Origin of the sequence: Desulforadius tongensis, from assembly GCF_016907915.1 — a bacterium.
GTDB classification, from domain to species: domain Bacteria; phylum Bacillota; class Desulfotomaculia; order Desulfotomaculales; family Desulfohalotomaculaceae; genus Desulforadius; species Desulforadius tongensis.
On record NZ_JAFBCW010000021.1, the window covers coordinates 1 to 22,771 of the forward strand.

Annotated in this window: 22 protein-coding genes, 2 tRNA genes, 2 pseudogenes and 2 riboswitches; of the genes and pseudogenes, 10 read left to right on the plus strand and 16 right to left on the minus strand. The window is 39.2% G+C overall.

Going from position 1 to position 22,771, the window contains the following annotated elements; all coding sequences use genetic code 11:
* Positions 1–323 precede the first annotated feature (323 nt).
* From JOC37_RS08940 to JOC37_RS08955, 4 genes are all read right to left on the minus strand, one after another.
* On the minus strand, positions 324–644 hold the full coding sequence (locus JOC37_RS08940; protein WP_204618154.1) for a HEPN domain-containing protein: 321 nt from the start codon (positions 642–644) through the stop codon (positions 324–326).
* A complete protein-coding gene (locus JOC37_RS08945) occupies positions 641–976 on the minus strand; it encodes a nucleotidyltransferase domain-containing protein (protein WP_204618156.1) in 336 nt (111 codons plus the stop codon). The genes JOC37_RS08940 and JOC37_RS08945 overlap by 4 nt, the downstream gene beginning before the upstream one ends.
* A 190-nt stretch (positions 977–1,166) precedes the next feature.
* Positions 1,167–1,316 carry a hypothetical protein gene (locus tag JOC37_RS08950; protein ID WP_204618158.1) on the minus strand — a complete coding sequence of 50 codons (150 nt, stop codon included), beginning with the start codon at positions 1,314–1,316 and terminating at the stop codon, positions 1,167–1,169.
* A gap of 12 nt (positions 1,317–1,328) precedes the next feature.
* Positions 1,329–1,565 (minus strand): hypothetical protein, encoded by a 237-nt coding sequence (locus JOC37_RS08955; RefSeq protein WP_204618160.1) that lies wholly within the window; start codon positions 1,563–1,565, stop codon positions 1,329–1,331.
* Positions 1,566–2,529: 964 nt separating this feature from the next.
* Here JOC37_RS08955 and JOC37_RS08960 point away from each other — a divergent pair.
* The 3 genes from JOC37_RS08960 to JOC37_RS08970 all read left to right on the plus strand — a co-directional run bounded on the left by JOC37_RS08960 (position 2,530) and on the right by JOC37_RS08970 (position 8,452).
* A complete protein-coding gene (locus JOC37_RS08960) occupies positions 2,530–2,976 on the plus strand; it encodes a Kiwa anti-phage protein KwaB-like domain-containing protein (protein ID WP_204618162.1) in 447 nt (148 codons plus the stop codon).
* Between the two features lie 151 nt (positions 2,977–3,127).
* Entirely contained in the window at positions 3,128–7,108 is a 3,981-nt protein-coding gene (locus tag JOC37_RS08965; protein WP_204618164.1) for an AAA domain-containing protein, read from the plus strand.
* Between the two features lie 246 nt (positions 7,109–7,354).
* Positions 7,355–8,452, plus strand: coding sequence for a three-Cys-motif partner protein TcmP (locus tag JOC37_RS08970; protein WP_204618166.1), 1,098 nt, complete (start codon positions 7,355–7,357; stop codon positions 8,450–8,452).
* Here JOC37_RS08970 and JOC37_RS08975 read toward each other — a convergent pair whose 3' ends face one another.
* A complete protein-coding gene (locus tag JOC37_RS08975; RefSeq protein WP_204618167.1) occupies positions 8,453–9,670 on the minus strand; it encodes an SPL family radical SAM protein in 1,218 nt (405 codons plus the stop codon).
* Between the two features lie 148 nt (positions 9,671–9,818).
* Here JOC37_RS08975 and JOC37_RS13705 point away from each other — a divergent pair, with 148 nt between their 5' ends.
* Positions 9,819–9,992, plus strand: a complete 174-nt coding sequence (locus tag JOC37_RS13705) for an IS3 family transposase (RefSeq protein WP_420797289.1) — start codon at positions 9,819–9,821, stop codon at positions 9,990–9,992.
* Positions 9,993–10,461: 469 nt separating this feature from the next.
* Positions 10,462–12,174 carry a phosphate/phosphite/phosphonate ABC transporter substrate-binding protein gene (gene phnD / locus JOC37_RS08985; RefSeq protein ID WP_204618171.1) on the plus strand — a complete coding sequence of 571 codons (1,713 nt, stop codon included), beginning with the start codon at positions 10,462–10,464 and terminating at the stop codon, positions 12,172–12,174.
* A 47-nt stretch (positions 12,175–12,221) separates the two neighbouring features.
* On the opposite strand, the gene JOC37_RS08990 is transcribed toward phnD, so the two are convergent.
* Both JOC37_RS08990 and JOC37_RS08995 read right to left on the minus strand, forming a co-directional pair.
* Entirely contained in the window at positions 12,222–13,343 is a 1,122-nt protein-coding gene (locus JOC37_RS08990) for a P-loop domain-containing protein (RefSeq protein ID WP_204618173.1), read from the minus strand.
* A 150-nt stretch (positions 13,344–13,493) separates the two neighbouring features.
* Positions 13,494–13,977 (minus strand): annotated as a pseudogene (locus tag JOC37_RS08995) (asparagine synthase-related protein); the annotation flags it as partial.
* Between the two features lie 17 nt (positions 13,978–13,994).
* Here JOC37_RS08995 and JOC37_RS09000 point away from each other — a divergent pair.
* The 3 genes and pseudogenes from JOC37_RS09000 to JOC37_RS13290 all read left to right on the plus strand — a co-directional run.
* Positions 13,995–14,303 carry a hypothetical protein gene (locus JOC37_RS09000; protein ID WP_204618175.1) on the plus strand — a complete coding sequence of 103 codons (309 nt, stop codon included), beginning with the start codon at positions 13,995–13,997 and terminating at the stop codon, positions 14,301–14,303.
* 89 nt (positions 14,304–14,392) lie between these two features.
* Entirely contained in the window at positions 14,393–14,662 is a 270-nt protein-coding gene (locus tag JOC37_RS13710; RefSeq protein WP_204618222.1) for a transposase, read from the plus strand.
* Positions 14,663–14,949: 287 nt separating this feature from the next.
* A pseudogene (locus JOC37_RS13290) lies at positions 14,950–15,165 on the plus strand (IS3 family transposase); the annotation flags it as partial.
* Positions 15,166–15,321: 156 nt separating this feature from the next.
* Here the strand turns inward: JOC37_RS13290 and JOC37_RS09010 are convergent.
* A tRNA-Arg gene (locus JOC37_RS09010) sits at positions 15,322–15,398 on the minus strand.
* 263 nt (positions 15,399–15,661) lie between these two features.
* Between JOC37_RS09010 and JOC37_RS09015 the strand changes: the two genes are divergently transcribed.
* A complete protein-coding gene (locus tag JOC37_RS09015; protein WP_204618177.1) occupies positions 15,662–15,955 on the plus strand; it encodes a MarR family transcriptional regulator in 294 nt (97 codons plus the stop codon).
* Positions 15,956–15,996: 41 nt separating this feature from the next.
* Here JOC37_RS09015 and thiE read toward each other — a convergent pair whose 3' ends face one another.
* From thiE to thiS, 5 genes are all read right to left on the minus strand, one after another.
* Positions 15,997–16,644 (minus strand): thiamine phosphate synthase, encoded by a 648-nt coding sequence (gene thiE, locus JOC37_RS09020; protein WP_204618179.1) that lies wholly within the window; start codon positions 16,642–16,644, stop codon positions 15,997–15,999.
* Between the two features lie 70 nt (positions 16,645–16,714).
* The gene (thiF, locus tag JOC37_RS09025; protein WP_207754966.1) at positions 16,715–17,323 is read right to left on the minus strand and encodes a sulfur carrier protein ThiS adenylyltransferase ThiF; all 609 of its coding nucleotides are present in this window, start codon (positions 17,321–17,323) and stop codon (positions 16,715–16,717) included.
* The gene (gene thiH / locus JOC37_RS09030; protein ID WP_204618224.1) at positions 17,323–18,444 is read right to left on the minus strand and encodes a 2-iminoacetate synthase ThiH; all 1,122 of its coding nucleotides are present in this window, start codon (positions 18,442–18,444) and stop codon (positions 17,323–17,325) included. Before thiH ends, thiF begins: the two co-directional genes overlap by 1 nt.
* 14 nt (positions 18,445–18,458) lie before the next feature.
* Positions 18,459–19,226: a thiazole synthase gene (locus JOC37_RS09035; protein ID WP_204618183.1), complete on the minus strand. Its 768-nt coding sequence runs from the start codon at positions 19,224–19,226 to the stop codon at positions 18,459–18,461.
* 4 nt (positions 19,227–19,230) lie between these two features.
* Positions 19,231–19,431 (minus strand): sulfur carrier protein ThiS, encoded by a 201-nt coding sequence (gene thiS / locus JOC37_RS13480; protein ID WP_204618185.1) that lies wholly within the window; start codon positions 19,429–19,431, stop codon positions 19,231–19,233.
* A gap of 60 nt (positions 19,432–19,491) precedes the next feature.
* A riboswitch (TPP riboswitch) is annotated at positions 19,492–19,592 on the minus strand.
* A 104-nt stretch (positions 19,593–19,696) separates the two neighbouring features.
* Positions 19,697–19,796: riboswitch (TPP riboswitch) on the plus strand.
* A 73-nt stretch (positions 19,797–19,869) separates the two neighbouring features.
* Between thiS and thiD the strand changes: the two genes are divergently transcribed.
* Complete coding sequence (gene thiD, locus JOC37_RS09045) at positions 19,870–20,655, plus strand: bifunctional hydroxymethylpyrimidine kinase/phosphomethylpyrimidine kinase (RefSeq protein ID WP_204618187.1); 786 nt, start codon at positions 19,870–19,872, stop codon at positions 20,653–20,655.
* Between the two features lie 34 nt (positions 20,656–20,689).
* Here the strand turns inward: thiD and JOC37_RS09050 are convergent, their stop codons facing one another.
* From JOC37_RS09050 to JOC37_RS09060, 3 genes are all read right to left on the minus strand, one after another.
* The gene (locus JOC37_RS09050) at positions 20,690–21,952 is read right to left on the minus strand and encodes a D-serine ammonia-lyase (RefSeq protein WP_204618188.1); all 1,263 of its coding nucleotides are present in this window, start codon (positions 21,950–21,952) and stop codon (positions 20,690–20,692) included.
* A gap of 118 nt (positions 21,953–22,070) precedes the next feature.
* Positions 22,071–22,144, minus strand: a tRNA-Gly gene (locus JOC37_RS09055).
* 139 nt (positions 22,145–22,283) lie between these two features.
* Positions 22,284–22,757, minus strand: a complete 474-nt coding sequence (locus tag JOC37_RS09060) for a YfcE family phosphodiesterase (RefSeq protein WP_204618190.1) — start codon at positions 22,755–22,757, stop codon at positions 22,284–22,286.
* Positions 22,758–22,771 lie beyond the last annotated feature (14 nt).

Consider the following 22,771-nt stretch of genomic DNA (forward strand, 5'->3'; position numbering starts at 1 on the left):
CTCGGGTTGCTCTCCAGCAGAGCCCTATCCTCCCAGAGGGTAAGAGCCATTATAAGGTTAACCATTATTCAACGGAATTACCCATTTACACAAAATAATTTACACTCCCTTATTAAAAGGAAGTTGATTGAATGATAAGGCTATTAACAACTACTGTTAGTAGCCTTAAGTGTTTATATAAAAAATTTCAAGTATGGGAACAACGCCGCATGGCGTTGTTCCCATACTTGAAATTTTTTTGGTATGCTCTAACTCAACTAATTCCCTTAACCTATAAAGTTCTTAACTTCGTCAATTAGTAAACGAACAGATTCCTTAGCCGTTTAGGCCTGCTGAAAACTGAATACTTTAAAATCTAAGTAATCTGATTCATTTCTTAGTTTAAATAAGTTAGAAACTGTTTTACTTGCATTTTTACTTATTTTACCCGTTTTAACAAAGTGCAGGTTAAAAAGAACAATTACACCACTATGCTTAGCAGAATCTAGTCCTTCTGTAGCAAGTACCGCCCTCATTGCATGAAAAGTTGTATAATAGAACCTGTTAATCGCACCAGAATAATGTCCCAATAATAAAAGTTCTTCACCTTCCTTAAAGGTTTCCCTTGCTTTGTTTAACCGCCACATTACCAAGTCTCGGTTCATAAAGGTAATCCTTCCTTTTGAATATTTTTATAAAAAAGAGTGTCTTGGAATGGAGGGTAAGAATAGTCTTTTTCCGTAATTGTAGTAGCTGCAATAACAACATTATACTTTAAATTCATATCAACAGTTGTATCTAGGATTATTTCTTCTGTTGCTGCATCTTCTTTTTTTAATATAACTAAAATATCAATGTCTGACTCCGAAGTTGCAGTTCCTTTAGCAACTGATCCAAACAAGCGAATTTCAATTATATTATCTTTCAATAAGGATTTAATTTTAGTGCAAAACTCATTAATTGCAGTGCTGATGTTATTATCTTCTAAGCCAACCACACTATCACCGCCTTCATTTTTCTATTATATTCATAGGTAATCACTCCTAAGAACATTATAACCATTATGGAAACTATATTTCCAGCACTTTCGAGTACAAAATATTCCTATTCTTCGATAGTTATTAACTATTTTCTAACCATTATATAACAACATGTTGACACTCTTTTTAAACATTCTATGAAAAAAATCACTGAGGTATTTTGGCTTTAATAAGCACCTCGTTTTCACTAATTATTATCCGGCCTATTAAAAGGATCACCAAATGTTTCTTGTCCTCCTGATCCAGATCATCAATACAGCCAAGTACTTCTTGGGCCAAATTTTTCAATTCTTCCACTCTTTGTTCCAGCTATTTTTGTGATACCTCTGATTTTTCTATCTCAGCCAGTCTGGTTTTCGCCGAATTAATTTTACCTTTTATTTCTTTCATTACCTTTTCAAAGTCATCCATTTTTAATATACCGCGCCGAAAAGCAGTAAAAACACGCTCTTTTTCTTTGTTCAACGAGCCAATTTGTTTTTGTAAGTTTTTCTTTTCTCTTTCATCTGATTCCAGTTGCTTTTTACTATAAACATCCTGTATCATGGCATCCGGATCTTACTTACATTATTCCTCTTATTGGCGCAATGACCGGACTTTTCAAAATATTTATATCAACACTTGGACTACTTGAAGTGGAAAAATTATTTATATCTAAAGAGAAAAAATAGCTGATAATATTTTAGAGTATATTAAAGTAGTATTCTTCTTAGCAATATTTACATTAATACTATCCTATTTTCTTATAACGTATGACTCAATTTTCAACCTACTAGCTAATTATGATTATTACTATGTCCCAAATACCATTGCAGGAACTTTATTTTCTCTATTAGTGTTACTGAATTTAATTTATACTTCAAGCCCTAAAAATCTCTTAAATTGAAAAATAATAAATGGTATACTATGTGCAGAAGCTTTCAAAGAACAACCTTCTAATCTCGAGATTTTCTTTCTCTTTATTGCTTTAATTTTCATTTATTTAGCTATATTCTTTTTTCCAAAGTTTATTCAAGGACTTATTATAAAGTTACCATTAAAACTAAGGATAACCATTGCTTTGAAGATTTGTATCTGTATAGCAATAATCACAAATATATAGTACTTGGAAAAGAGCCCAAACATTTTTACTCAAGTCAATATCTAAAGGTTCTCAAGTTCCAGCAGAGTCACTTTTTCACCAATAATTGAGGTAACCCTACTCTGCCATATTGAAAACATTTCCCTTTGAGCGTTATTTAGTTTATTATCCATTTTCGGCCACGTCCTGGGCCGGTATTTCATATATATTTTAATTACATACCTCTTTGTGATTCCGTGTTTCACAGCCGCTTCTCTAGGTGAATACCCCCTACCTAACATCCGTAAAACATTTTTTCTATTTTTTCAGTTATCTTAACTTTAGGTCTTGTTGCTGGGCGTCCTTTTCTGCTTGGTTTTAGTCCCGGGCGCGCCGGCGGGCCATCCCCTCCGCCCTGCGGCTGACGCCTAAAATCAAAGCAATCTCAATGTGTTTAAGCTTGATGCAGATTTTGATGTACTCATTGACAATAATTATATTCATATTTTAAGACCAGCAGCTTTTGAATTTGCAGGTCAGTTACAACAGGCAGTATTAGAAGCAGTACCAAAGAACATTGCGTCATTGCAAAAAGATCTTGACTTTGTAGATTTTAGCGATATTCAAACATACGCTGCCAATCATCCGCGTGCAGCCCGTTACCTAGCATCAATCCGTACGGCACAAGACACACGAAACATCAGTTATCAAAATTTGAAAGATATTTGCCTGCGAACTGGAGTTGAAGTCTTCGAAAAAGATGGAAAGCTACATGTGCACAATCAACACATCATGGGATTTTTGGAAGTATTAGATCGCCGCCGCTATGAGCTGGAATTAATTAACGGAAAGCCTGAACAATTCCGAGCACCAAGTAGACAACGCATCAAAGAGTAATCGCTGGAAATTTCCCGTCTTTAGTTACGAAGAACAGGGATAATCCCACAATAAAATAAAAAATTAATTTTTCAGGGGAAGCTTGACATGAATTGCCATTGGAATTAGCAAAAACGTTGGTCAGATAATAAAAATTCATGAGGTGTATAACATGCATAAAGAACTACCACACGTATTAGATTATTTCATTAGCTACGAAAATCAATGTCGTTACTATGAAAGTAATTTAAAAAATCATACCGAAGGTTCTGATAAACCTCTTCGTTCTTTAAATGATATTACTAATCTTAAAGAATTTATTAAAAAAAAATCCATTGAAGTACTAGAAAAAGAAATTACTAACGTTTATAAGAAAACAAACAAAAGCAAGATAACTTTACAGCAAAAACAAAATATTATAGAAACACTTAATAATGTATTTATATCTCAAGATATTAAAGCACTTAGACAATTATTAGATAAATTCAAAATACCCCAAGATGAACAGGATAAAGTTGTTAAATTATCAACCGAATTATTACTATTAAGTAAATGTATTATCTGTTATCCAATAATCGAGAATAATAAAGGTAAATCTAAGATTATCAAAATACCAATTGTAACTTTTCACTGCGAAATCAACAATAATGATATTATTGTTAAGAAATATATTGTTAATTATAGTGCATTAAAAGTTATTATTGCTTGGATGCTGAACGTTGAATCTGTATCCTTAGAGCAAATATATGGTGAGAAACTAAAATCATTTTATATAACACTTAATTCTTTTCAAAATCAGTCAATCACAGAAATTATAAATTTAATTGAAGACAGTATAAATAAAGAGTTTTCCCTTGGTAACAATATTTGTCATAAATTTAGCAAGTATGAAAATTGGGTAAAAACCGAAAATATATTTGTGACAATTGATGAGTTAAAAGAAATTTATGAACCTATTTTTAAAGAAGAAATCCATTCAATTAAACGTTACTTTTATAGAGAAAATACCATTCCACCTTTACTAAGTAGGTATTTAGGTTATACACATAATCCAAAGGAATTTAAACCAAATAAGTTAAAACCTTATTTTCATACTGGAAGTTATACAAACAAATATCCTGTCAACTTTAAACAATGGTGTGTTATTAGTACAGTTAATAATTCCGAGTTAATAGCTGTAAGTGGTCCCCCAGGTACAGGCAAAACAACACTTCTTAAAGAGATTATAGCTAACGAAATAACGGAAAAAGCTCGCCTTATTTATAAATGCTGGGATAAGTCTTGGAAAAATAAAAAAGTTCAAGGCCGTGATATTTATATTTCTCCATTAGGAGGGCAAAATCATTATTCTATAGTACTTACAAGTACCAATAATACAGCTATTGATAATATCGGTGAGGAAATTTCTAAAGAGATTGATTTTTGTAAAACTTTTATTAACAATGATAAATTTAATGGCACTTTTTGTGCTCGTATGGGTAAATCTGATAATTTTGAGCAGTTTCGAGTATTATATAAAGAACTAATCAAAGGTTTAGAGTGTACGGAATATGATCCAAATGAAGCACAGCAAGTTTATAAAAATTTTGAAGAATTAAACTTAAAACTATCTGAAATAAAAGAAAAATTTGATTCTTTGTATCAAGATAGAACTATTATATTAAGCAAAACAAAAGCTCTAAGCAATAAATATAGTATTCATACAACTGTACCCGAAAAAATATTAGAAAAATTAAATCAAATGCTTCTTATTATTACTAATGAAATAAAACAACTTTCTGAAACTGTACAAAATGAACAAAAAAATGTAGAGACATACGAAGAAGAAATTAACAACCTTAGAAAATTATTGAGTAATAATAAAGTAATGATTGAAAATTTTAAAAAATTTCTTCAACGTGAAGAAGAAAACCTAAAAACGCTTTATTTAGCATATGAAAAGCTCCGTAGATTAAATAAATGGGGACCTTTACGGTTATTGTTTTTATCTTGGTGGAAACTTTCATCCAGGTATCCAAGTATGCGTTATATTGAGGATGTTATTCAAGAATCTAAGAAAAAAAAAGATCTTTTATATAATAAAATTATTACACAAACAGAATACCATTCTTCCATAAATAAGGAATTGCAACAAAATTATACTTTCTTTGAAAAATCTAAAGAAAAATTAAATAAATACCAACAACAAGAAACGGAAAAAAAAGAACATAAAAAGAGACTGCAAAAAGATATTATGGAGTTAACTAATTTAATAGTTACTTACAAAGAAAAATTAAAAAATTATACTAGTAAGGTTAAAGTAAAAATCGAAGAAAATTACAATCCTTGGGGTATAAATTGGTATTCATTGGCTAACACAAAAATTATATTTAATCTACGGTATGATTTATTTAAAGCTGCTATTAGGTTGATTGAACAATTTATCTTGCTTAATAAAAAATACATTATTACCAATTTAAAAGAAATTATCCAAAATAAAAATAAAGAAAATGGATGGTTTAATGCTTTATATAATTCCGAAGAAAATTACAATAAAACTACTAAATTAAAAATACTTGCATTATGGGAAACTTTGTTTTTATGTTTCCCAGTAGTAACCTGTACCCTTCATTCTTTTAAAAAAAATTATAGTAATTTCAAACAGCTAATACCTAATATGTTTGATCTTTTGCTTGTAGATGAAGCTGGGCAAATTATGCCCCATTATTTGTGCGGTCCCATGTTTAGAGGGCGTAAAGCAGTAGTTGTTGGGGATATTTTTCAAATCGAGCCAATTAGACCTCTTCAAAAAGATTTACTGGAAGAATTTAATGATATTGATCCTGTTCGTAAAAACAATATCTGCCTCTTATCAAAATCTGCACAAGATTATGTTAATGCAAGTTCAAATTTTGGAGAAAAACTTAATTCCAAATATATGGGAATAATATTACAAGAACATAGACGTTGTGAACCAAATATTATGACCTACAGTAACGAACATGTTTATGCAAATAATTTAATAATCTGCACAAAAGATGACCATAATAAGCCATTTGGTAGTAATTTAGTTGCAATTGATGTTCGTGGAAAAAAATATCCTTATAGTCATTATAATCAATATGAATTAGATGTATGTTCACGTATTGTTTCTTACATATCTAAACATAAAAACGGTTTTGGTAGCAATATTGCAGCTATTACTCCATTTCGCAAACATTCTGAAAAACTAGGAAAGCAAGCTGGAATAAAATCTGGTACTGTTCACCGCTTTCAGGGCCAAGAATGTGATTGTATAATTTTTTCCACGGTATTTGATTCAGTGGAAAAACAAGGTACTTTAGTTAATTTTATTGGCAGCTTGCCAAATATGCTAAATGTTGCTCTATCCCGGGCTAAAAAACAATTTATTTTAGTTGGTAATTTAGAAGAAATAGCCAATTCAAATAATGAACTAAGTAAAGTATACAATATTATCCGTAAAAAAGGTAAAGTCTTTAGTTTATATAGCCCTGAAGCAAATAGTTTATCAGATGAAGATATGGAATTATTATGCTCGTTATTAAAAGATGAGCTTAAAGACAGCACTGACACTATCGGTAAATACTTGGAAACCAATTTTCCAAAAGGTGTTGTATTATCACCAGAAAATCATAACAAATTAATAAAATTTGTACTTTGCCACTTTGAAAAATCATTATTTATTTCTTCACCATGGATTACAAGTGATGTCGTTAATACACATTTTTTAAAACAGTTAGCAATAAAAGCAAATGAAAATCTTGATATACAAATTCATTTTGGGTATAACAAATTGCCAAATTATAAACAAGGTGATTTAACTGATAGTTTATTTTTACAAAAATTACTAAAAAGAGATTATCCATCTCCATATAGGGATAAAGCTTCCAAGGCTATTTTACAACTTTATAAAATTCTAAAATCAAAACTTATATACAATGCTCCAAATCATGCAAAAATACTTATAATAGATGGAAAATATGCAATAGTTGGATCACACAACTGGTTATCTAACCCAGGTCGAGCTTCACGAAAAGAAGTTAGTTTCATAAATTGTCGTCCCGATTCTATTTCATACCTTTTACAAAAATTCACCAAACGTGCCAAAGCCCCCGGGGATATAAGGCGCACCGGGCAAAGCCCCGTGATGTAAATGCTGCCAGGAATATTCCTCGAGAAGGATTAAGGTTGGGCAGGTTAGTGATTTAGGCCGTGGGGCACACGGCGTCAGCTTGGGGACTGTACTTAGTTTGCGGCGGGAAACCCGGGCCTTTCGTAAAGCGAAGGACCGGGTAGTTCACTTACCTTTCAAGAATATTATGCTCAGCAACCAAATTATAGTCATATGCATCTTGTGAAATATATAAGTTTCATTTCAAAACTAAGGAGTGACTTGTTCGTGGTAGCTAAAAAATTTGATGTTTTGTGGAAACTGGAGGAACATACTAAAGCCAAGCACGATATACTTGTACAGTACATGAAGGCATGGTTACCCATTATGTCAAGAATATCAAATCAAATTTTATATATTGATGCCTTTGCCGGCCCTGGCGAGTATTTGAATGGCGAACCAGGTTCTCCAGTTCACTTTCTTGAAACCATAAAGCATCATAATGCCAATTTAAATTGTCAAATTAATTGCTTATTTATTGAAAAGGATCCAAAAAAGCATCACCACTTACAGTCTATAACCTCTAGATATAATGATCTACCTAATGTAAAAATTAGAACAGTCTGCGGATCTTGTGGTGATATAATAACTAAGGTGTTAAAAAATTTTGAAAACCGCAACAAATCGATGCCAACGTTTGCTTTTCTTGACCCGTTTAGTTATGTAGAACCCACAATGGATATGGTTAAAAGAATAATGAAATTTCCAAAGTGTGAAGTATTGATTAACTTTATGTATGAGGAAGCTAACAGATTTTTAAAAGTTGATCATCAAGCAAAATATTATGATTCCGTCTTTGGAACTAGTGAATGGAGGAATATATGCAAAATATCTGATAGTAAAATCAGGAAACAGCAATTACACGACTTATATTTAAACCAGTTAAAAAATCTAGCTAATATAAATTATGTGCGATCTTTTGAAATGAAGAATAAAAAGAACACAACTAAATATTATCTTTTCTTTGGTACTAACAGTTATTCTGGATTAAAAAAGATGAAAGAAGCTATGTGGAAAGTTGATCCCTTAAGTGGATACACTTATTCAGATTATACTGATAAAAACCAATTAACACTATTTAAGCCTGAACCTGATTATTACCAATTAAAAAGACAACTAGTTGATAATTTTAAAGGCAAAACTGTACCAATTGAGAAAATAGAAAATTTTATTGTAGTCAACACGCCATTTAGAGAAACCCATTTTAAAAAGCCTATACTTAGAGAAATGGAAAAAAGTAATCCTCCTGAAATACAGGTCTTTACTAAAAATAAAAAAAGAAGGCCTGGGCAATATCCTCGCGGAACAATAATTAAGTTTATTTAACTATATACAATTACAGCCCTTGAAAGGTATCTGTAATCTATTACACATTCTATACTCTTCTTTACAAGGAGCCACCATTAGTGGTTCTTTATTTTTTTTTCTAATTAGATTAATTATTTTTTTATATACTTTAGCCCGACTTTCAAACTCTGTACGGCAGCGCCCCCCCCCGCCCATTTCTCTGGTTGCGTTTAAAAAGTATTCACCTGCTTTAGGATGACGTTTTTTAATAAACTGCAGCAGCATTGGATAAAAACGCAGTTGACCCAAAGTTATAACTTCTGGCTCAACCATATCAAATAAATAATCTATTAATTCTGAGTACTCTTCTTCCCAATTATCACTATATGTAATAATTGGGTCTATTCGACATCTTATTCTATACCCTTTAGCTTTAGCCCTAGCAAGAGCATCAATTCTGGAATATGGATCCGCTGTTCTATCTTCAAAAACTGCAGCATTAATTGGAGTTGTTAAGCTGGCTGAAATAATCACCTTGTTATTTTTAATATCTGGTAAATGATTAACATTTGTCCCTTTACTAACCAGTAATAAGCTAACATTACACGTATTAGATATTTTGTCTATCACTTCTTCTACTGATTTAACAATAGGGTCAACAGCTAGAGAATCAGATAATTCTCCAGAGTTTAATAAAACAGGCTTTCCAATTTTATCTATACTATCTATTTCTTTAAATAATGATTCTAAATTCAAGTACTGTCTTACATAGGGGGTCATTCTAAAAGTAAGCTGTAAAAAACAATAAGAACAATTAAATGGACATCCAGTTCCCAATACAACTTTATAAAATTTATGACAAGCTAATCCTTTTGGTGGAGTAAAGGTATCAATAAATTTGCTACGTCTTTCCCCTAGATACAAAATTTTCTTGCCAGCATCTAACTTGTCTACCAATGAAGGATTCTTACCGTAAAAGTAATCTTTTAAAATTATTGAAGAATCATTTATCCTATCTTTTGAAAATTTACAATCAAAATTAATATCTTTAAGCGAAGAAATATTTCCAATACCAGCCTTTTCTTCTAAATTATGGTATAAAAATAAAACCTTATTAAAAATTCCTCGCATATTATTAAGTGCATTAATAACTCGTTGATATGACTTCTCATTTAAAAGCAAGCCGCTATCTACAACTACTGTTGTTAAATTTCCCCAAGGTTCATCTGCTTTATCCAAGCTTTTGACAACTGCCATAAAAAATCATCTCCTAAGACACATTTTATATTTAATAACTACTATTGCCAATATTACATATAAAATAATTTATAAAAATAATAGCAAACAAATGTTCTGTTTGCAATAAAAATCTGGTATTTAAGGAAACTGTTTGGACAATGCCTGCATGGAAAACTTCTTCAGCCATTTCAAGGCAGAACGTTTCAATCTGTACTCTTTCTGCACAGCCGAAGAGGTGAAGGATGCGGTACACAAATATATTTGTTTTTATAACCACCAACGCTTCCAAAAGAAATTGAACAACCTGAGTCCTTATGAATATAGGACTCAGGTTGCTTAACTGTGCTTTTTTATTCCTGTCTGCTTGACAGGGGTCACTTCAGATCATTTCTTCCAAGGGGGGTATGTGTAAGAATTTTTAAATATTTTTATTGATGCAGCAGGAATATTTAGAAATTTATTGAAATGAATACATAATAAAAATTGATAGCAATTTGGAGAAAAGGAGACGGCTTATAGTAGAATATTCCCCAGGGAATATAACTTATAGGCCGTTATTTTTTAACCGGTGAAATAGAAAGCTTTTTATTTTTGGATACAAAATACATCATAAAACTTGATGTCTGGTTAGGAGAAACGGAGATAACCACGGTGAGGTAGATTATAAGAACTGCCTATTGGGGTTATCTTTGTTTTTGTTTACAATTCGGCCGGGTACTGTTCCAGAACAGCAGGGTAACGAGTCTACACTAAATTATACCGGATGTGACGTAGATTTACTGTAAATTTGCTATGGAGGTGGTTGATAAATGCTGGGGCTGAAAACGAAACCTGTATGGAACGGGCGGGCAGCTTCAAAGAGTATAGAACAGTACAATCCTTTACCCCTGGCGGAAAAATTGAGTTTTGACGCCCATCAGATTAACTGGACGGTGCAGGAAAACGCAGAGGCTGCGAAAAGTTTGGTAAAAAATGTTGAAAAAAACACCCGGGAACTGATGGATGGCTCGGCAGGACTCCAGGAACTGACAGGTTTGGCCAGGGAGCTGGAAGAACGGGCACGGCGGGTATCCGATGTGTGCTCGTCTAGACTTCCCCAGGCTCAAAGGGGCAAAGAAACAATGAATGAGGCAAAAGCCAGCCTGGCGCAGATTGCAGAAGATGTGATGGCTTATGCTGACTCAGCCGTTAAATTAAGGGAATTATCTGAATATATTTCTGATTTTGTCAATGAAGTGAGAGACATTGCCCGTCAAACCAACCTGCTGGCGCTGAATGCAGCCATTGAGGCGGCCCGGGCCGGGTTGGCCGGTAAAGGGTTTTCTGTTGTAGCGGAAGAGGTGCGTAAGCTGGCGGATAAGAGCGCCCTTTCTGCGCAAAGGATTCAGAAAACGGCAGAGGACATTACAAAGGGCATTAATAGCGTGGCTTCGGGGGCGGAAGAGAGTTCCAAACAATTAAATGCTGTGGAAAAAAATGTTCGGGCAGGTGTAGATATCCTCACTGCCATTGTTTCTACCTTTGAGGAAATTACCGGTTTGAATGAGGAGTTGTTTCAATCCACGGCCCAGCAGGCAGAAACAACAGAAAAGCTGGCGGATATTTTTTCTTCTCTCACCGGTGGTATGCAGGAAATTGTAGGTTTGGTTGAAGATCAAGAAAGGCATCATCAGTACCTGCTGACATTGGCCAATCAACTGAGTACTAACATTTATACTCTGCAGAAACAGTCGGCCTTCTTTAAACAGCCGGATGAACTCATATTTGGCATTAATCCTGCTTTAAGTCCGGAAAATATCCGCCGCCTTTACCTGCCGGTTATCACTGCCCTCTGTACCACCATCGGCTGCCGGCCCCGGGTACTGATAGCGGCGGATTACAATGCTTTAGCCGACAGTCTGATTGACGGTATTGTGGATGTGGGCTGGTTTTCACCGCTGGCTTATGTTAACGCTTCTGCCAAGGAAAAGATAATTCCCTTGGCTACCCCTGTTGTTAATGGTGCAGCTTCTTATAAAGGGTATATTATTACCACCGGTGACACCGGCATCACTTCGCTGCCGGAACTGAAGGGCAAGCGTATGGCCTTTGTTGATCCCAAGTCGGCATCAGGTTATGCCTACCCGCGTTTGATGCTGCGCCGGGCCGGTTTGGATCCGGACAGTGATCTTGGAGAGAGCATATTCTTGGGAACCCACAGCCGGGTCATTGATGCTGTATTATCCGGTGCGGTAGCTGCAGGGGCAACATACTCCGAAGCCATTGAGGATGCCAAGCAGCGCGGTTTGGATGTTGACAGGTTGATTTACCTGGCAGAAACAGAACCCATACCCAAAGATTGTATTGCAGCCCGCCCGGGGTTGGAATCTAAAATAATTAGCAAACTGCAGCGAGGTCTGCTGAATTTATCCAACACTAAGGCCGGGCAAGAGGCTTTAGCAAGCTCGTCCATTGAAGGTTTTATCCCGGCACAGGATGAAAGTTACAACATCGTGCGGGAAATAGTCCGGCAAGCAGATTAATAATCAAGGCACCCGTTCTGCTGGGTGCCTTTATCAACCAATGGTGCTTACTTGAACTCTTCAGCATACTTTAATATTCTTTGTAAAATTTCATCCCGTTTGGCGTTAATGGCATCAAAATCCATGGCCGGGATGTAGTATTTTTCCATTGCATCGTGTTCTTCTTTAGCGGCGGCGATGCAGCCCAGTGCCCGGCAGATGGCTGAGTGCAGCCTTTCACTGCAGCACTTGATTTCTTTTGCGTAAACTGCCAGAATGTTTTGGTTTATGAATTTGTCTAAGTTGAACATTTTAATCTTTTTAATATTTGTCACTTCTTGGGGCTTAAAGTTTATACCGGGAACATCTTTAAGCACTGCAGTGTTCATGGCAGGGATGACCACCAGGTCCACCTTTTCCGGTTCCATAGCACAATGGTACACTTCGGTGTCTAATCCATGCATGTGTATGGCGTCAGCTACTGTTTCTACGATGTAGGAACCGGCAGCACTGGCTGCACCGGTGATGAAGTACAATTTTTCAACATCCTGCAGGATAGTGTCCAGGTGGTGGTCCTGTCCTTTAGGAGTAAAGGCGGTGGCAAACAGGTGGCGGTCTTTAGGCTTGCGATCAAATTGAATTTCTGCTTTGCTAATAATAGATTTGGCAATTTCATGAATAATGCCGTTTACCTGGGCGTAGTTGATGGCTTCATCATAGTAGCTGTCCAGCTCATCCTTTATAATTTTAGCTTCTGCCAGCTGACTGTAAGCTGTTTTAAACAATCTGCCCACCCTGGCATTGGAGGCTAACACCTCTTTCTTTGATTCGCGTAATTTGGGCTCATTCCAGTAATCTCCTAAATGAATAATTTCGTCTACCACACCGGGATTTTTAGGATCTACTATGTGCGGTGCCGTTCCATCCAGCATGGCTACTTTTATGGTCGGAATCATAATTCCATCTAAAGAGTTATTATCGGAGGAACAGCAGTGAAATTCCACGTCGTAACCCCGTTCCAGCATTTGTTCGCCGATCCAGCGCATTAGTGTTGATTTGCCTACCCCCGGGCCCCCTTTGATTACCAAAATGCGGGTAGCGTCCGGTTCAATAATATAGTCATAGTAAGAATAGAAGCCGCTGCAGGTGTTACCGCCGGGAAATACCTTTTTTAATTTGCCTTTGCCCACAACCAAACCTCCTTTGGTAAAGTTTGTACTGAGAAAAAATAACCACCGGGCAGGTGGGACCTGCCCTTGGTGGCGCATTTAATCTGTTTTAATTTATACATCTTGAAACAGCGGTATATGACAGGTTATTAGTGTTAATTTGTGGCCGGTTTAACAAATTTCCACTTTATACTCCCTCAGCCAGGTGTCAATTTGGCACAGGTAGGCAAACAGCTGGGGCCCGGTCATCAGTTGGCCGAACCATGGCCGTTTAAAAGTGTCTCCTTCTACCCGGGTGAGGGAACGGAGGGCATTGGCGTTAACCAGCGGCAGCAGCGGGGATGCTGGGTCTTCCAGAATACGTATTAACTAACCAATTGCGCACCGCAGCCAGGTAATGGGGGTTGTGTGTTTTGGGGTAGGGGCTTTTGCGACGATTTAGTATGCCCTCGGGCAGTACACCGGCCAGTGCTCTGCGCAGGATACCCTTTTCCTGCCCATTCCAGTTTTTCATCTGCCAGGGTATGTTCCACACGTATTCTACCAACCGGTGGTCGCAGAATGGCACCCGTACTTCCAGGCCGGTGGTCGTGCTCATGCGGTCCTTACAGTCCAACAGTGTGGTCATAAACCACAGCATGTTAAGGTAAAACATTTACTTGAGGAGGAATTATGGATTATTTAGAAATTAAGACGTTTGTATATTTAAGCCTGGGAATATTATTTATTACTATACTTGCCATTAACGTATGCAGGCAGTCAAAAGAAGAAGAAAAGTCAGGTAGATACTTAAAAGGTATTGTAAAAAGTAAGAATTGGGATGAAGAACTTAATAAATATCGTATTACTATGACTGATAATGGATTCGATTATATTTATTATATTGATGTTGATAAAACAGAAATGTACGAAAATCTTGTTATAGGAAAAGAATTTGATTTTAAGGTAATTGGTTTTAAAATTGTCGAGATTAATAACTAATATACTAATTCAGACTGAAGACAAACACCGCTTTCTTAATGGATCCAAGATTTTAGACACGAAATCAGGGGGTTTTAAGATAGAAATATCTGTTCGTAAGCACCACTCACCAATTCAAAAGCAAAATTGTACTGGAAATTCTTAAAGAGGAAAAATCAATTTCCGAAACATCTTCAGAATATGGAATTTACACTACACAGCTAAGACGCTGGAAGAAAGAAACCGTTGAAAGGCTGTCCCAGCTGTTTTCAGATCAAGAAAAGAGAATTGAAGCCATGAAGGAATATGCTGAAGTTGGGCGACTGACAATACAACTTTCCTGGCTGAAAAAATCTGGTCTCTGGTCTGACCAGGGCTGAGCGCGCGGCCCTGGTCGAGTGGGACAACCCTGACATCCCCATCAAAACCCAGGCAGAGCTGCTGGAATTTAACCGTTCGAGCCTTTATTACAAACCGGTAAAACCGCCACTATAAGAAATCACCATCAAGCACCGCATTAATGAAACATATACACAATATCCTTTTTACGTTTAAGGTGCATCACTGTCCAGCTTGCTTTGCCGGGAAGGTTTTATTATCGACCGTAAAGCAGTTTAACGCCACATGCGCGAAATGGGAATTGCCGGCATTTGCCCTGGCCTGAACCAAGCCGGAGATTATGAACAGCGACCAGGGAAGCCAGCTTACCAGCCCGCAATATATTAAAGCTTCTAAAAAAAGCCGGTATCCGCATCAGCATGGACGGGAAAGGCAGGGCCATTGATAACATCTTTACAGAGCGCCTCTGGTGCAGCATTAAGTACGAAGAAGTTATCTCAAAGAATACACCAGCTCCAAGGAAGCCCATAGGGGGATAAACCGTACGTGTCCAAAATTAGGGGGCCAGCGCGCCAAGTCTCCAGGAAAAAGCTGCAAAACAAATAGACAATAGTTTGTTTGGTAAAAGCCTATAGTGGCAATTTAGTGGCATTTCATAACAAAAGGGTTCCAGCAGTCTTACTGGAACCCTTGATATTCGTGGCGTCCCGGGAAGGATTCGAACCCTCGACCTACGGATTAGAAGTCCGTTGCTCTATCCAACTGAGCTACCGGGACAAGTATTCAATTGATCACCAACGCATATAAAATATTAGCAAAAAAATATCTTTATGTCAACTACATATTACAAATAGTCTCTGCCAAAAATTTGCGGGAATTTTTTCATTAATGAATGCCGCATAATTATTTTATTTTAATTTATATTTTACCAATCCATAAAAGGTGTTTGGGCAGTAAATTAAGGTAATAATAAAGTCAAAGCCGCTAAAATATGGATTCAGAAATGCGCCCTTTACTCATACCCATCGGAGGTGTAAAAGGTGTTAAAATCAGCAGCTGTGCTGGCAAAACTAGATGAAATCTCGCGCAACGTTTTAATATTTGTCGCCGATAAATCTACACCAGATGGTATGCTAATATACCCGGCAAAGGATATGGGAAAAGAATTGGGGTATTCTGAGTTTGAAATTAACCAGGCTTTAAGCCGTTTGGAATCCCAGGGAGTTATTGATGTGCGTGAAGGTGAAGATAAAGAACAGCCCAATGTAATTCTATACAAGGAAGAATGGTTAAACAAATTGAAACACAGCAGCCAAGACCATCATATAGATTAATTTAAAAGCCAAGGTCAATGGTTAACCTTGGCTTTTAAATATTAATAAGGCACGTTCTCTTTACGGGGGTATCCCGCCAATTTTTCTCTAATGGATTTAATCTTTGCCGGGATATCCTCTGCCCCAACTATTTCGGTAACCATGGCCATACAGGTGGCCCCCTTATTATAAACTTCTAATATGTTGTGTTCTTTAATTCCACCAATGGCCACAAAGGGAAGGTTTATGTTTTGGACCACATATTCCAGGTATTCCAGTCCTACCGGGGCACACACATCTTTTTTAGTGCTGGTGGCAAATATCGGGCCCACTCCAATGTAATCCGCTCCACACTTTACTGCTTCCCGGGCCTGCTCCGGCGAGTGGGTGGATAAGCCGATTATCATTTCTTTACCAACCAACCGGCGCACTTGCTCCACCGGCAAGTCTTCCTGGCCAACATGCACCCCGTCCGCTCCCACTGCCAGTGCCAGGTCTATATCGTCATTTACTATAAATGTAACTCCCGCGGCCTTGGTCATTTCTCTTATCTCCCGGCATTCCCGAAATTTGTATAACTTTTTTTTCTCCTTTTCCCGGTATTGAATTATTTTTACCCCGGCCTCTATTAACTGCCGCACCACTTCGATATTGGAACGACCCAGGGAGTATTCTTCAGCAGTAATGGCGTAAATGTCTGTGTTTAACAAAGTTACACCTCCTTGTCAGCCACTAATTTCATCCTTAATGATAACCATATGCCATGCCGGCGGGCATCCTTTATTTCAGCACCCAGCTTAAAACCACATCCGCTTGTTTTGCCGCCACAATATTTACCCTGGGTGACATAGGGGGGCAGTCCTCCCTTACTGCAGAAACCATGTCACCCACAATATAAAAATTATCTTTTACCCGCCGTACCTTAATATCGTCACTTTTTCCCCAACCCGCTATACCGGAGGCAGCAACCAGCAGCTTATCCGTATATATGAATGCTTCCACTAGCATTCGCTTGCAGCTGGCATCATCAAAGGCTTCCACCACCACATGACAGTCTGCAAAAACCTGTTTAATGCTGCTTTGATCCAGCTTTTCTGCTACAGCAATCACATCAATACCGGGATTGATCTGCTTTAAATTGGCCTCTAAGGCCAGCACTTTTAACTGCCCCACCTGGTTTGAAAAATAAAACTGGCGGTTTAGATTAGAATAATCCACCACGTCAAAATCAGCCAGTACAAAATTGCTAAAACCGGAACGTACAAGGTGCTGGGCACAGTTGGAGCCCAACCCCCCCGCCCCGGCAATACCCACTTTAACGCTTTGAATTTTTTTTAAGTTTTCCGGCCCCAGGTATTTATTTAAAGCCTCTTTAAAACTGCTCACCATCAATTCTCCCCGTCCAGGGACTGCCAGTCCTTAAATACCGGCTGGTAGCCCATTTCCAGCAGCATCGCTCTTATTTCATCCACCCCACGTTGATCAGAAATTTCAAACTGGCCGGTGCCGGAACTTTCTTCTCTGTTGTAATGGCCGCCCACTTCGGTGCTCACACCGGCAGACATCTTGGTTATGCCCAATTTTACCAGGTGATTGCGCAGTTCGGCCCTTTCCCTGGTGGAAATGGTTATGCCCACCCGGGGCATAAATAAGCGCAGGGCCAGGATTATTTGTACCAAATGGCGGTCTGTAACATCAAAACGGGGGGTAAAGCCACCGGCATTTGGCCTTATCCTGGGGATGGATACACTGATTTCTGTATCTAAATACTTGTTTTGCAGGTAATTGGCATGCATGCCGGTGAAAAAGGCTTCTTTGCGCCAGTCTTCCAATCCCAGCAACGCACCTATGTTTACCCCGCGCATTTTCGCCTGGCAGCCCCGCTCCGGCGCATCCAGGCGAAAACGGTAGTTCCTCTTGGGCCCCCGGGGGTGCAGCTGGCGATAGGTTTCTTCGTCATATACCTCCTGGTATATAGTGAGGCCGTCCACCCCGGCACCAATTAACCGGGCATAGTCTTCGGTGCTCAACGGGTATATTTCTATGGATATGGAATGAAAATATTCTTTTAATACCTGTACACAATTTGCAATGTAAGATACGGGGCTGTATTCCGGTGACTCCCCTGTTAAAATCAAAATATGTTTCAGTCCTGTTGCCGCAATGCTTTGGGCCTCTTTCTCCACCTGTTCCAGTGTTAATTTTTTTCGCACCACCCGGTGATCAGCACTAAAACTACAGTAAACACAGCGGTTGGTGCAGTAGTTTGATAAATACATCGGGGTGTAAAGCAGTATTGTGTGCCCAAAATGCTGTACAGTCAGGCGGTGAGCCTTTTGAGCCATGGGCTCCAGGTAGGCTGCCGCTTTTGGAGACAGGAGAGCCAGAAAATCCATATCATTTATCCTGTCTTTGGCCAGTATTCTTAATATGTCATTGTCAGTAACGCTGTGCCAGTAATTTTCAAAGTTAAAATTTTTTATCCGGCTGTAAACTTGGTAAAAACTGATTTTATATCCCCCCTTTAATCTAGAAAACCGGTGAGGGGTGAGCTTGCTTCCGCCTCCACCTTAACCGGGCCCAGGCCGGCCAGGTAGGCTTTGCGCCCTGCCTCCACAGCCATGCTGAAGGCTTTGGCCATGGTCACAGGGTCCCTGGCGGTGGCCACCGCAGTATTGGCCAGCACTGCCGCCGCCCCCATCTCCATTGCTTCAGCCGCTTCCGACGGCCGGCCGATGCCTGCATCTACAATAATGGGCAAGTTAATCTCATCAATTAATATCCGAATCAATTCCCTGGTTTGCAAACCGCGGTTGGTACCGATGGGCGCTCCCAGGGGCATTACCGCAGCGGCACCGGCATTTTCCAGGTCCTTAGCCACCATTAAATCCGGGCTGACATAAGGCAGCACCACAAAGCCTTCTTTCACCAGCATTTCGGTGGCTTTTGCCGTTTCATAGTTATCCGGCAGTAAATACTTGTTATCGGAAATAACTTCAATTTTTACCCAATTACCGCAACCACAAGCCCGGGCCAGTTTGGCAATGCGCACCGCCTCTTCGGCATTTCTGGCCCCGGATGTGTTGGGCAGTAAAATACATCTCTTTGGTATGTAATTTAAAATATTTTCCTGGGGAGAAGTTAAATCCACCCGGCGCAGCGCCACCGTTATAACTTCTATCCCCGATTCATTAACCAGTTGAGGAATAATGGCATTGTTGGCATGTTTCCCCGTACCGGTAAAAAAGCGATTGGTAATTTCTTTACCGCCAATAATTAGTTTATCCGTCATAATTTTAACCTCCCCCTACGAATTGCAGCACTTCCAAGTTGTCCCCTTCTTTTAAGGTAATTTCCCCCCATTTATCCCGCTGTACAATGTCATAATTATATTCCACCACCACCACATCGAGGTCTATATTTTTGGACTGCAGAAACTGTAAAAGGGAAATTTCCTTTTCCAAAACCTCTTCTTTACCGTTTACTTTTACTGTCACCGCCACACCTCCTAAAAAAGAAATGCCTACCCAACAAAGGTAAGCATAATTAACAATCATCACCAGAAAACAATGCTTCCCTACGTTGGCATTACCCAAACAGGTTCAAAGGGTTAGGACACAGTCCCTCTCAGCCCCCAAGGGCACCCCCAGCATTACTATTCATTTTTTATAAGTATACCTCTTATAACTATATATTGTAAAGTGCAGAAGGAAACCACCCCATGTCATCGAATATAAATTAATCATATAACTGAAAAAGTATCGTTTTAGCTGGGGGAGCTTAAAAAGCTGAGAGGGATTATTCCCGACCCTTTGAACCTGATCAGGTTAACACCTGCGTAGGGAAGCTAAACAGCGTGGTTTGATAATTCCCTGTTTAGCTTTAAAAACGGCAGGGAATTTTTTATTTACCTTTACAAGGGAGGCGTTTAATTTATGAAAGCAGCACTGACAATCGCCGGTTCCGACTCCGGGGGCGGTGCCGGCATCCAGGCAGACTTAAAGACATTTGCTGCCCATGGGGTTTACGGCACTTCAATAATTACCGCGGTAACAGCTCAAAACACAACGGGCGTTCAAGGTGTGGCAGAAATAGAGCCATCGTTTGTCGCTTTGCAGATGAAATCAGTTTTGGAAGATATCAAAATTGACGCCATTAAAATCGGCATGTTATCCAGTACTGAGATTATAAAATCAGTGGCCCGGGTTTTAAAGGAATACCCCCACATCCCGGTGGTGCTGGACCCGGTAATGGTGGCCAAAAGCGGGGATCACCTGCTGCAGCCCAGTGCAAGACAGGCACTGATTGACTTTTTATTTCCTTTAGCCAAAGTTATTACCCCCAACCTGCATGAGGCCGGTGTTATTGCTAACTTTACGGTTAAATCAATGGATGACATGAAAAAAGCAGCCCAGGTTATCAAGTCAATGGGAGCTTCTAATATCTTGGTTAAGGGAGGCCACCTGCCGGGGGATGCTGTGGACCTGCTTTATGACGGCAAAAAGTTCAGCTCTTTCACTGCCCGCCGGCTGTCAAATAAAAACACCCACGGCACCGGGTGTACCTATTCCTCCGCCATTGCTGCCAACCTGGCTAAAGGGTTAGATTTAGAAAATGCCGTTGCCGAAGCCAAGAAATATATCACCGGTGCCATAGAAAACGCCTTCCCCGTGGGCAGGGGTGTAGGCCCTACTAATCACTTTTTTAAAATATACCGGTAGCATCGTGCCCGGGCCAGGGGAAAACCCCTTTCTTTTAAGGTTTTCCCTTGGCATACATATCCCGGTATATCTCATCCGGAAGCAGCAGCCCGCCGGTAGCCCAACATATATGAGCCGCATTTTCACCGCTGTCAACTATCACCGGCCCCAAAAGGCCGGCAGCAGCGGAAGGTTCCACTTTAATGTTCTCGGTATCCTTTAGCACAGCCAACAGCCTAAACAATTTACTGTCTTCAATGGTATATATACCGTCAACCAGCTTATCCGCCATGGCGGAAACAAGGGCTGATGGTGAACCCACAGCAAGGCCATCGGCCTCTGTAACATTGTCAATCCCGCAGTCATTGACATGGATACGGTTATATTTTCCGGTTAACAAACCCAGCAGCATGCTTGGCGAATGAGTGGGCTCTACAAAGTAACAGTGAACATAATCTCTAAAAACATGTTTAAGACCGAAGGTTATTCCGCCCGGCGCCCCACCTACCCCACAGGGAAGATAAACATACAGCGGGTTATCCCCATCCACAACTATCCCCTTTTCTTTTAACCGCTCTGCAAGTCTTAAAGCTGCAACACTGTAGCCTAAAAAAAGATCCCGGGAGTTTTCATCATCTATAAAGTAAGCCCTTGGGTCCTCTTGACATTGCTTTCTGCCCTCTTCAACGGCTTTACCGTAATCCTCACTGTGTTCTACCACCTCTGCTCCCCTGCTTCGCAGCAGCTTCTTTTTCCATTCCTTGGCATCCCGGGACATATGTACAGTTACCTTAAAGCCCAGGGCCGTCGCCATTGTGCCAATGCTTAAACCCAAATTACCCGTAGAACCCACCACAATTTTATACTGGGAAAAGAATTTTTTAAACTTCTCACCGGCCAATTTAGCGTAATCATCATGCACTGATAATAAACCATTTTCTAACGCCAGTTTTTCGGCCTGTTTTAACACTTCATAAATACCGCCCCTGGCCTTAATAGAGCCGGCTATTTTCAGGTGACTGTCACATTTTAAATACAGCTGACCCTTTATTTTTCTGCCAGCGGTCTTTTCCAGCTCCCTTTTCATAGCCGGTATTTCCACCAGGGGAGATTCAATAATGCCGTCACCGGTTTCAGGAAACAGTTTTTTTATTAGCGGTGCAAACCGTTTCAGCCTTTCTTCCGCCTCTTTAATGTCTGCAAATTTGATATCCAAGGCAGCAAGAACTTTATCACTGCTTTCTTTTTTCGGGTTCTGCCAAAGAACCGGTTTTAACTTAACTACCTCATTGAATATTTTTTGATTATATTCATCCATGCATCTCACTCCTTTATGTTAAATCCGCCCACACCCCCCCAGGCCTACATTAATTTTAACAATTAACATCTAAAAAAGGCTATCACCTTTTACCAAGATGATAGCCTTAAAAATAAAATGGAGCGGGTGATGGGAATCGAACCCACGTACCCGGCTTGGAAGGCCGGTGCTCTACCATTGAGCTACACCCGCAGGAAAAAGTTTTATTAACTTAGCGCAATATTTATTATAACTTAAAGTTTTTTTTTCGTCAAGGGGGAATTTTTATTCCCCCCAAAGCAGCAGTATTATAATAACACAGTATTTATAGTTTTACAAGGGTTTATTTTTTTTACAAATCAAATATCTGGGAAATAATCTCTTGATTATCTATTTCAATTACCCCGTAGGTGGGGCCCCGCTGCCCCCTGGGCTGGGTTGTACTGCCGGGGTTAAAAATTAATATCCCCTGCCGCTCTTCAATCACCGGCACGTGGGTATGGCCGTAAACCACCACGTCAATTTTGTGCTGCAGCGCTTTTTTCACCAATGCATCATGTGATGTTTTAACCCTATATTTATGCCCATGGGTCAGCCATATTCTTTTTCCCGCCGCGTCTATCAACAGGTCAGCCGGTTCCTGCACGTCCCAATCACAGTTTCCCACCACGGCACACACCAGCAGTTCTTTACTTTTGGCCAGTTGATGAGCGTCTCTGTAATGATCCCCAGCATGCAGCAGCAAATCAATCTTTCCCATGCTGGTAACTGCCAGCCTGGCCGCTTCCATATTGCCGTGAGTATCACTTAATACACCAATACGCACCTTATCACTCTTCC

Coding starts and splice junctions, on each gene's coding strand:
- thiF (WP_207754966.1), bottom strand. CDS start 17,323: ATGGTGAGCAGTTTTAAAGAGGCTTTAAATAAATACCTGGGGCCGGAA.
- thiD (WP_204618187.1), top strand. CDS start 19,870: ATGAAAGCAGCACTGACAATCGCCGGTTCCGACTCCGGGGGCGGTGCC.
- JOC37_RS08955 (WP_204618160.1), bottom strand. CDS start 1,565: ATGATACAGGATGTTTATAGTAAAAAGCAACTGGAATCAGATGAAAGA.
- JOC37_RS09035 (WP_204618183.1), bottom strand. CDS start 19,226: ATGACGGATAAACTAATTATTGGCGGTAAAGAAATTACCAATCGCTTT.
- JOC37_RS08940 (WP_204618154.1), bottom strand. CDS start 644: ATGAACCGAGACTTGGTAATGTGGCGGTTAAACAAAGCAAGGGAAACC.
- JOC37_RS09000 (WP_204618175.1), top strand. CDS start 13,995: ATGGATTATTTAGAAATTAAGACGTTTGTATATTTAAGCCTGGGAATA.
- JOC37_RS13705 (WP_420797289.1), top strand. CDS start 9,819: ATGGAAAACTTCTTCAGCCATTTCAAGGCAGAACGTTTCAATCTGTAC.
- phnD (WP_204618171.1), top strand. CDS start 10,462: ATGCTGGGGCTGAAAACGAAACCTGTATGGAACGGGCGGGCAGCTTCA.
- JOC37_RS08975 (WP_204618167.1), bottom strand. CDS start 9,670: ATGGCAGTTGTCAAAAGCTTGGATAAAGCAGATGAACCTTGGGGAAAT.
- JOC37_RS08965 (WP_204618164.1), top strand. CDS start 3,128: ATGCATAAAGAACTACCACACGTATTAGATTATTTCATTAGCTACGAA.
- JOC37_RS09050 (WP_204618188.1), bottom strand. CDS start 21,952: ATGGATGAATATAATCAAAAAATATTCAATGAGGTAGTTAAGTTAAAA.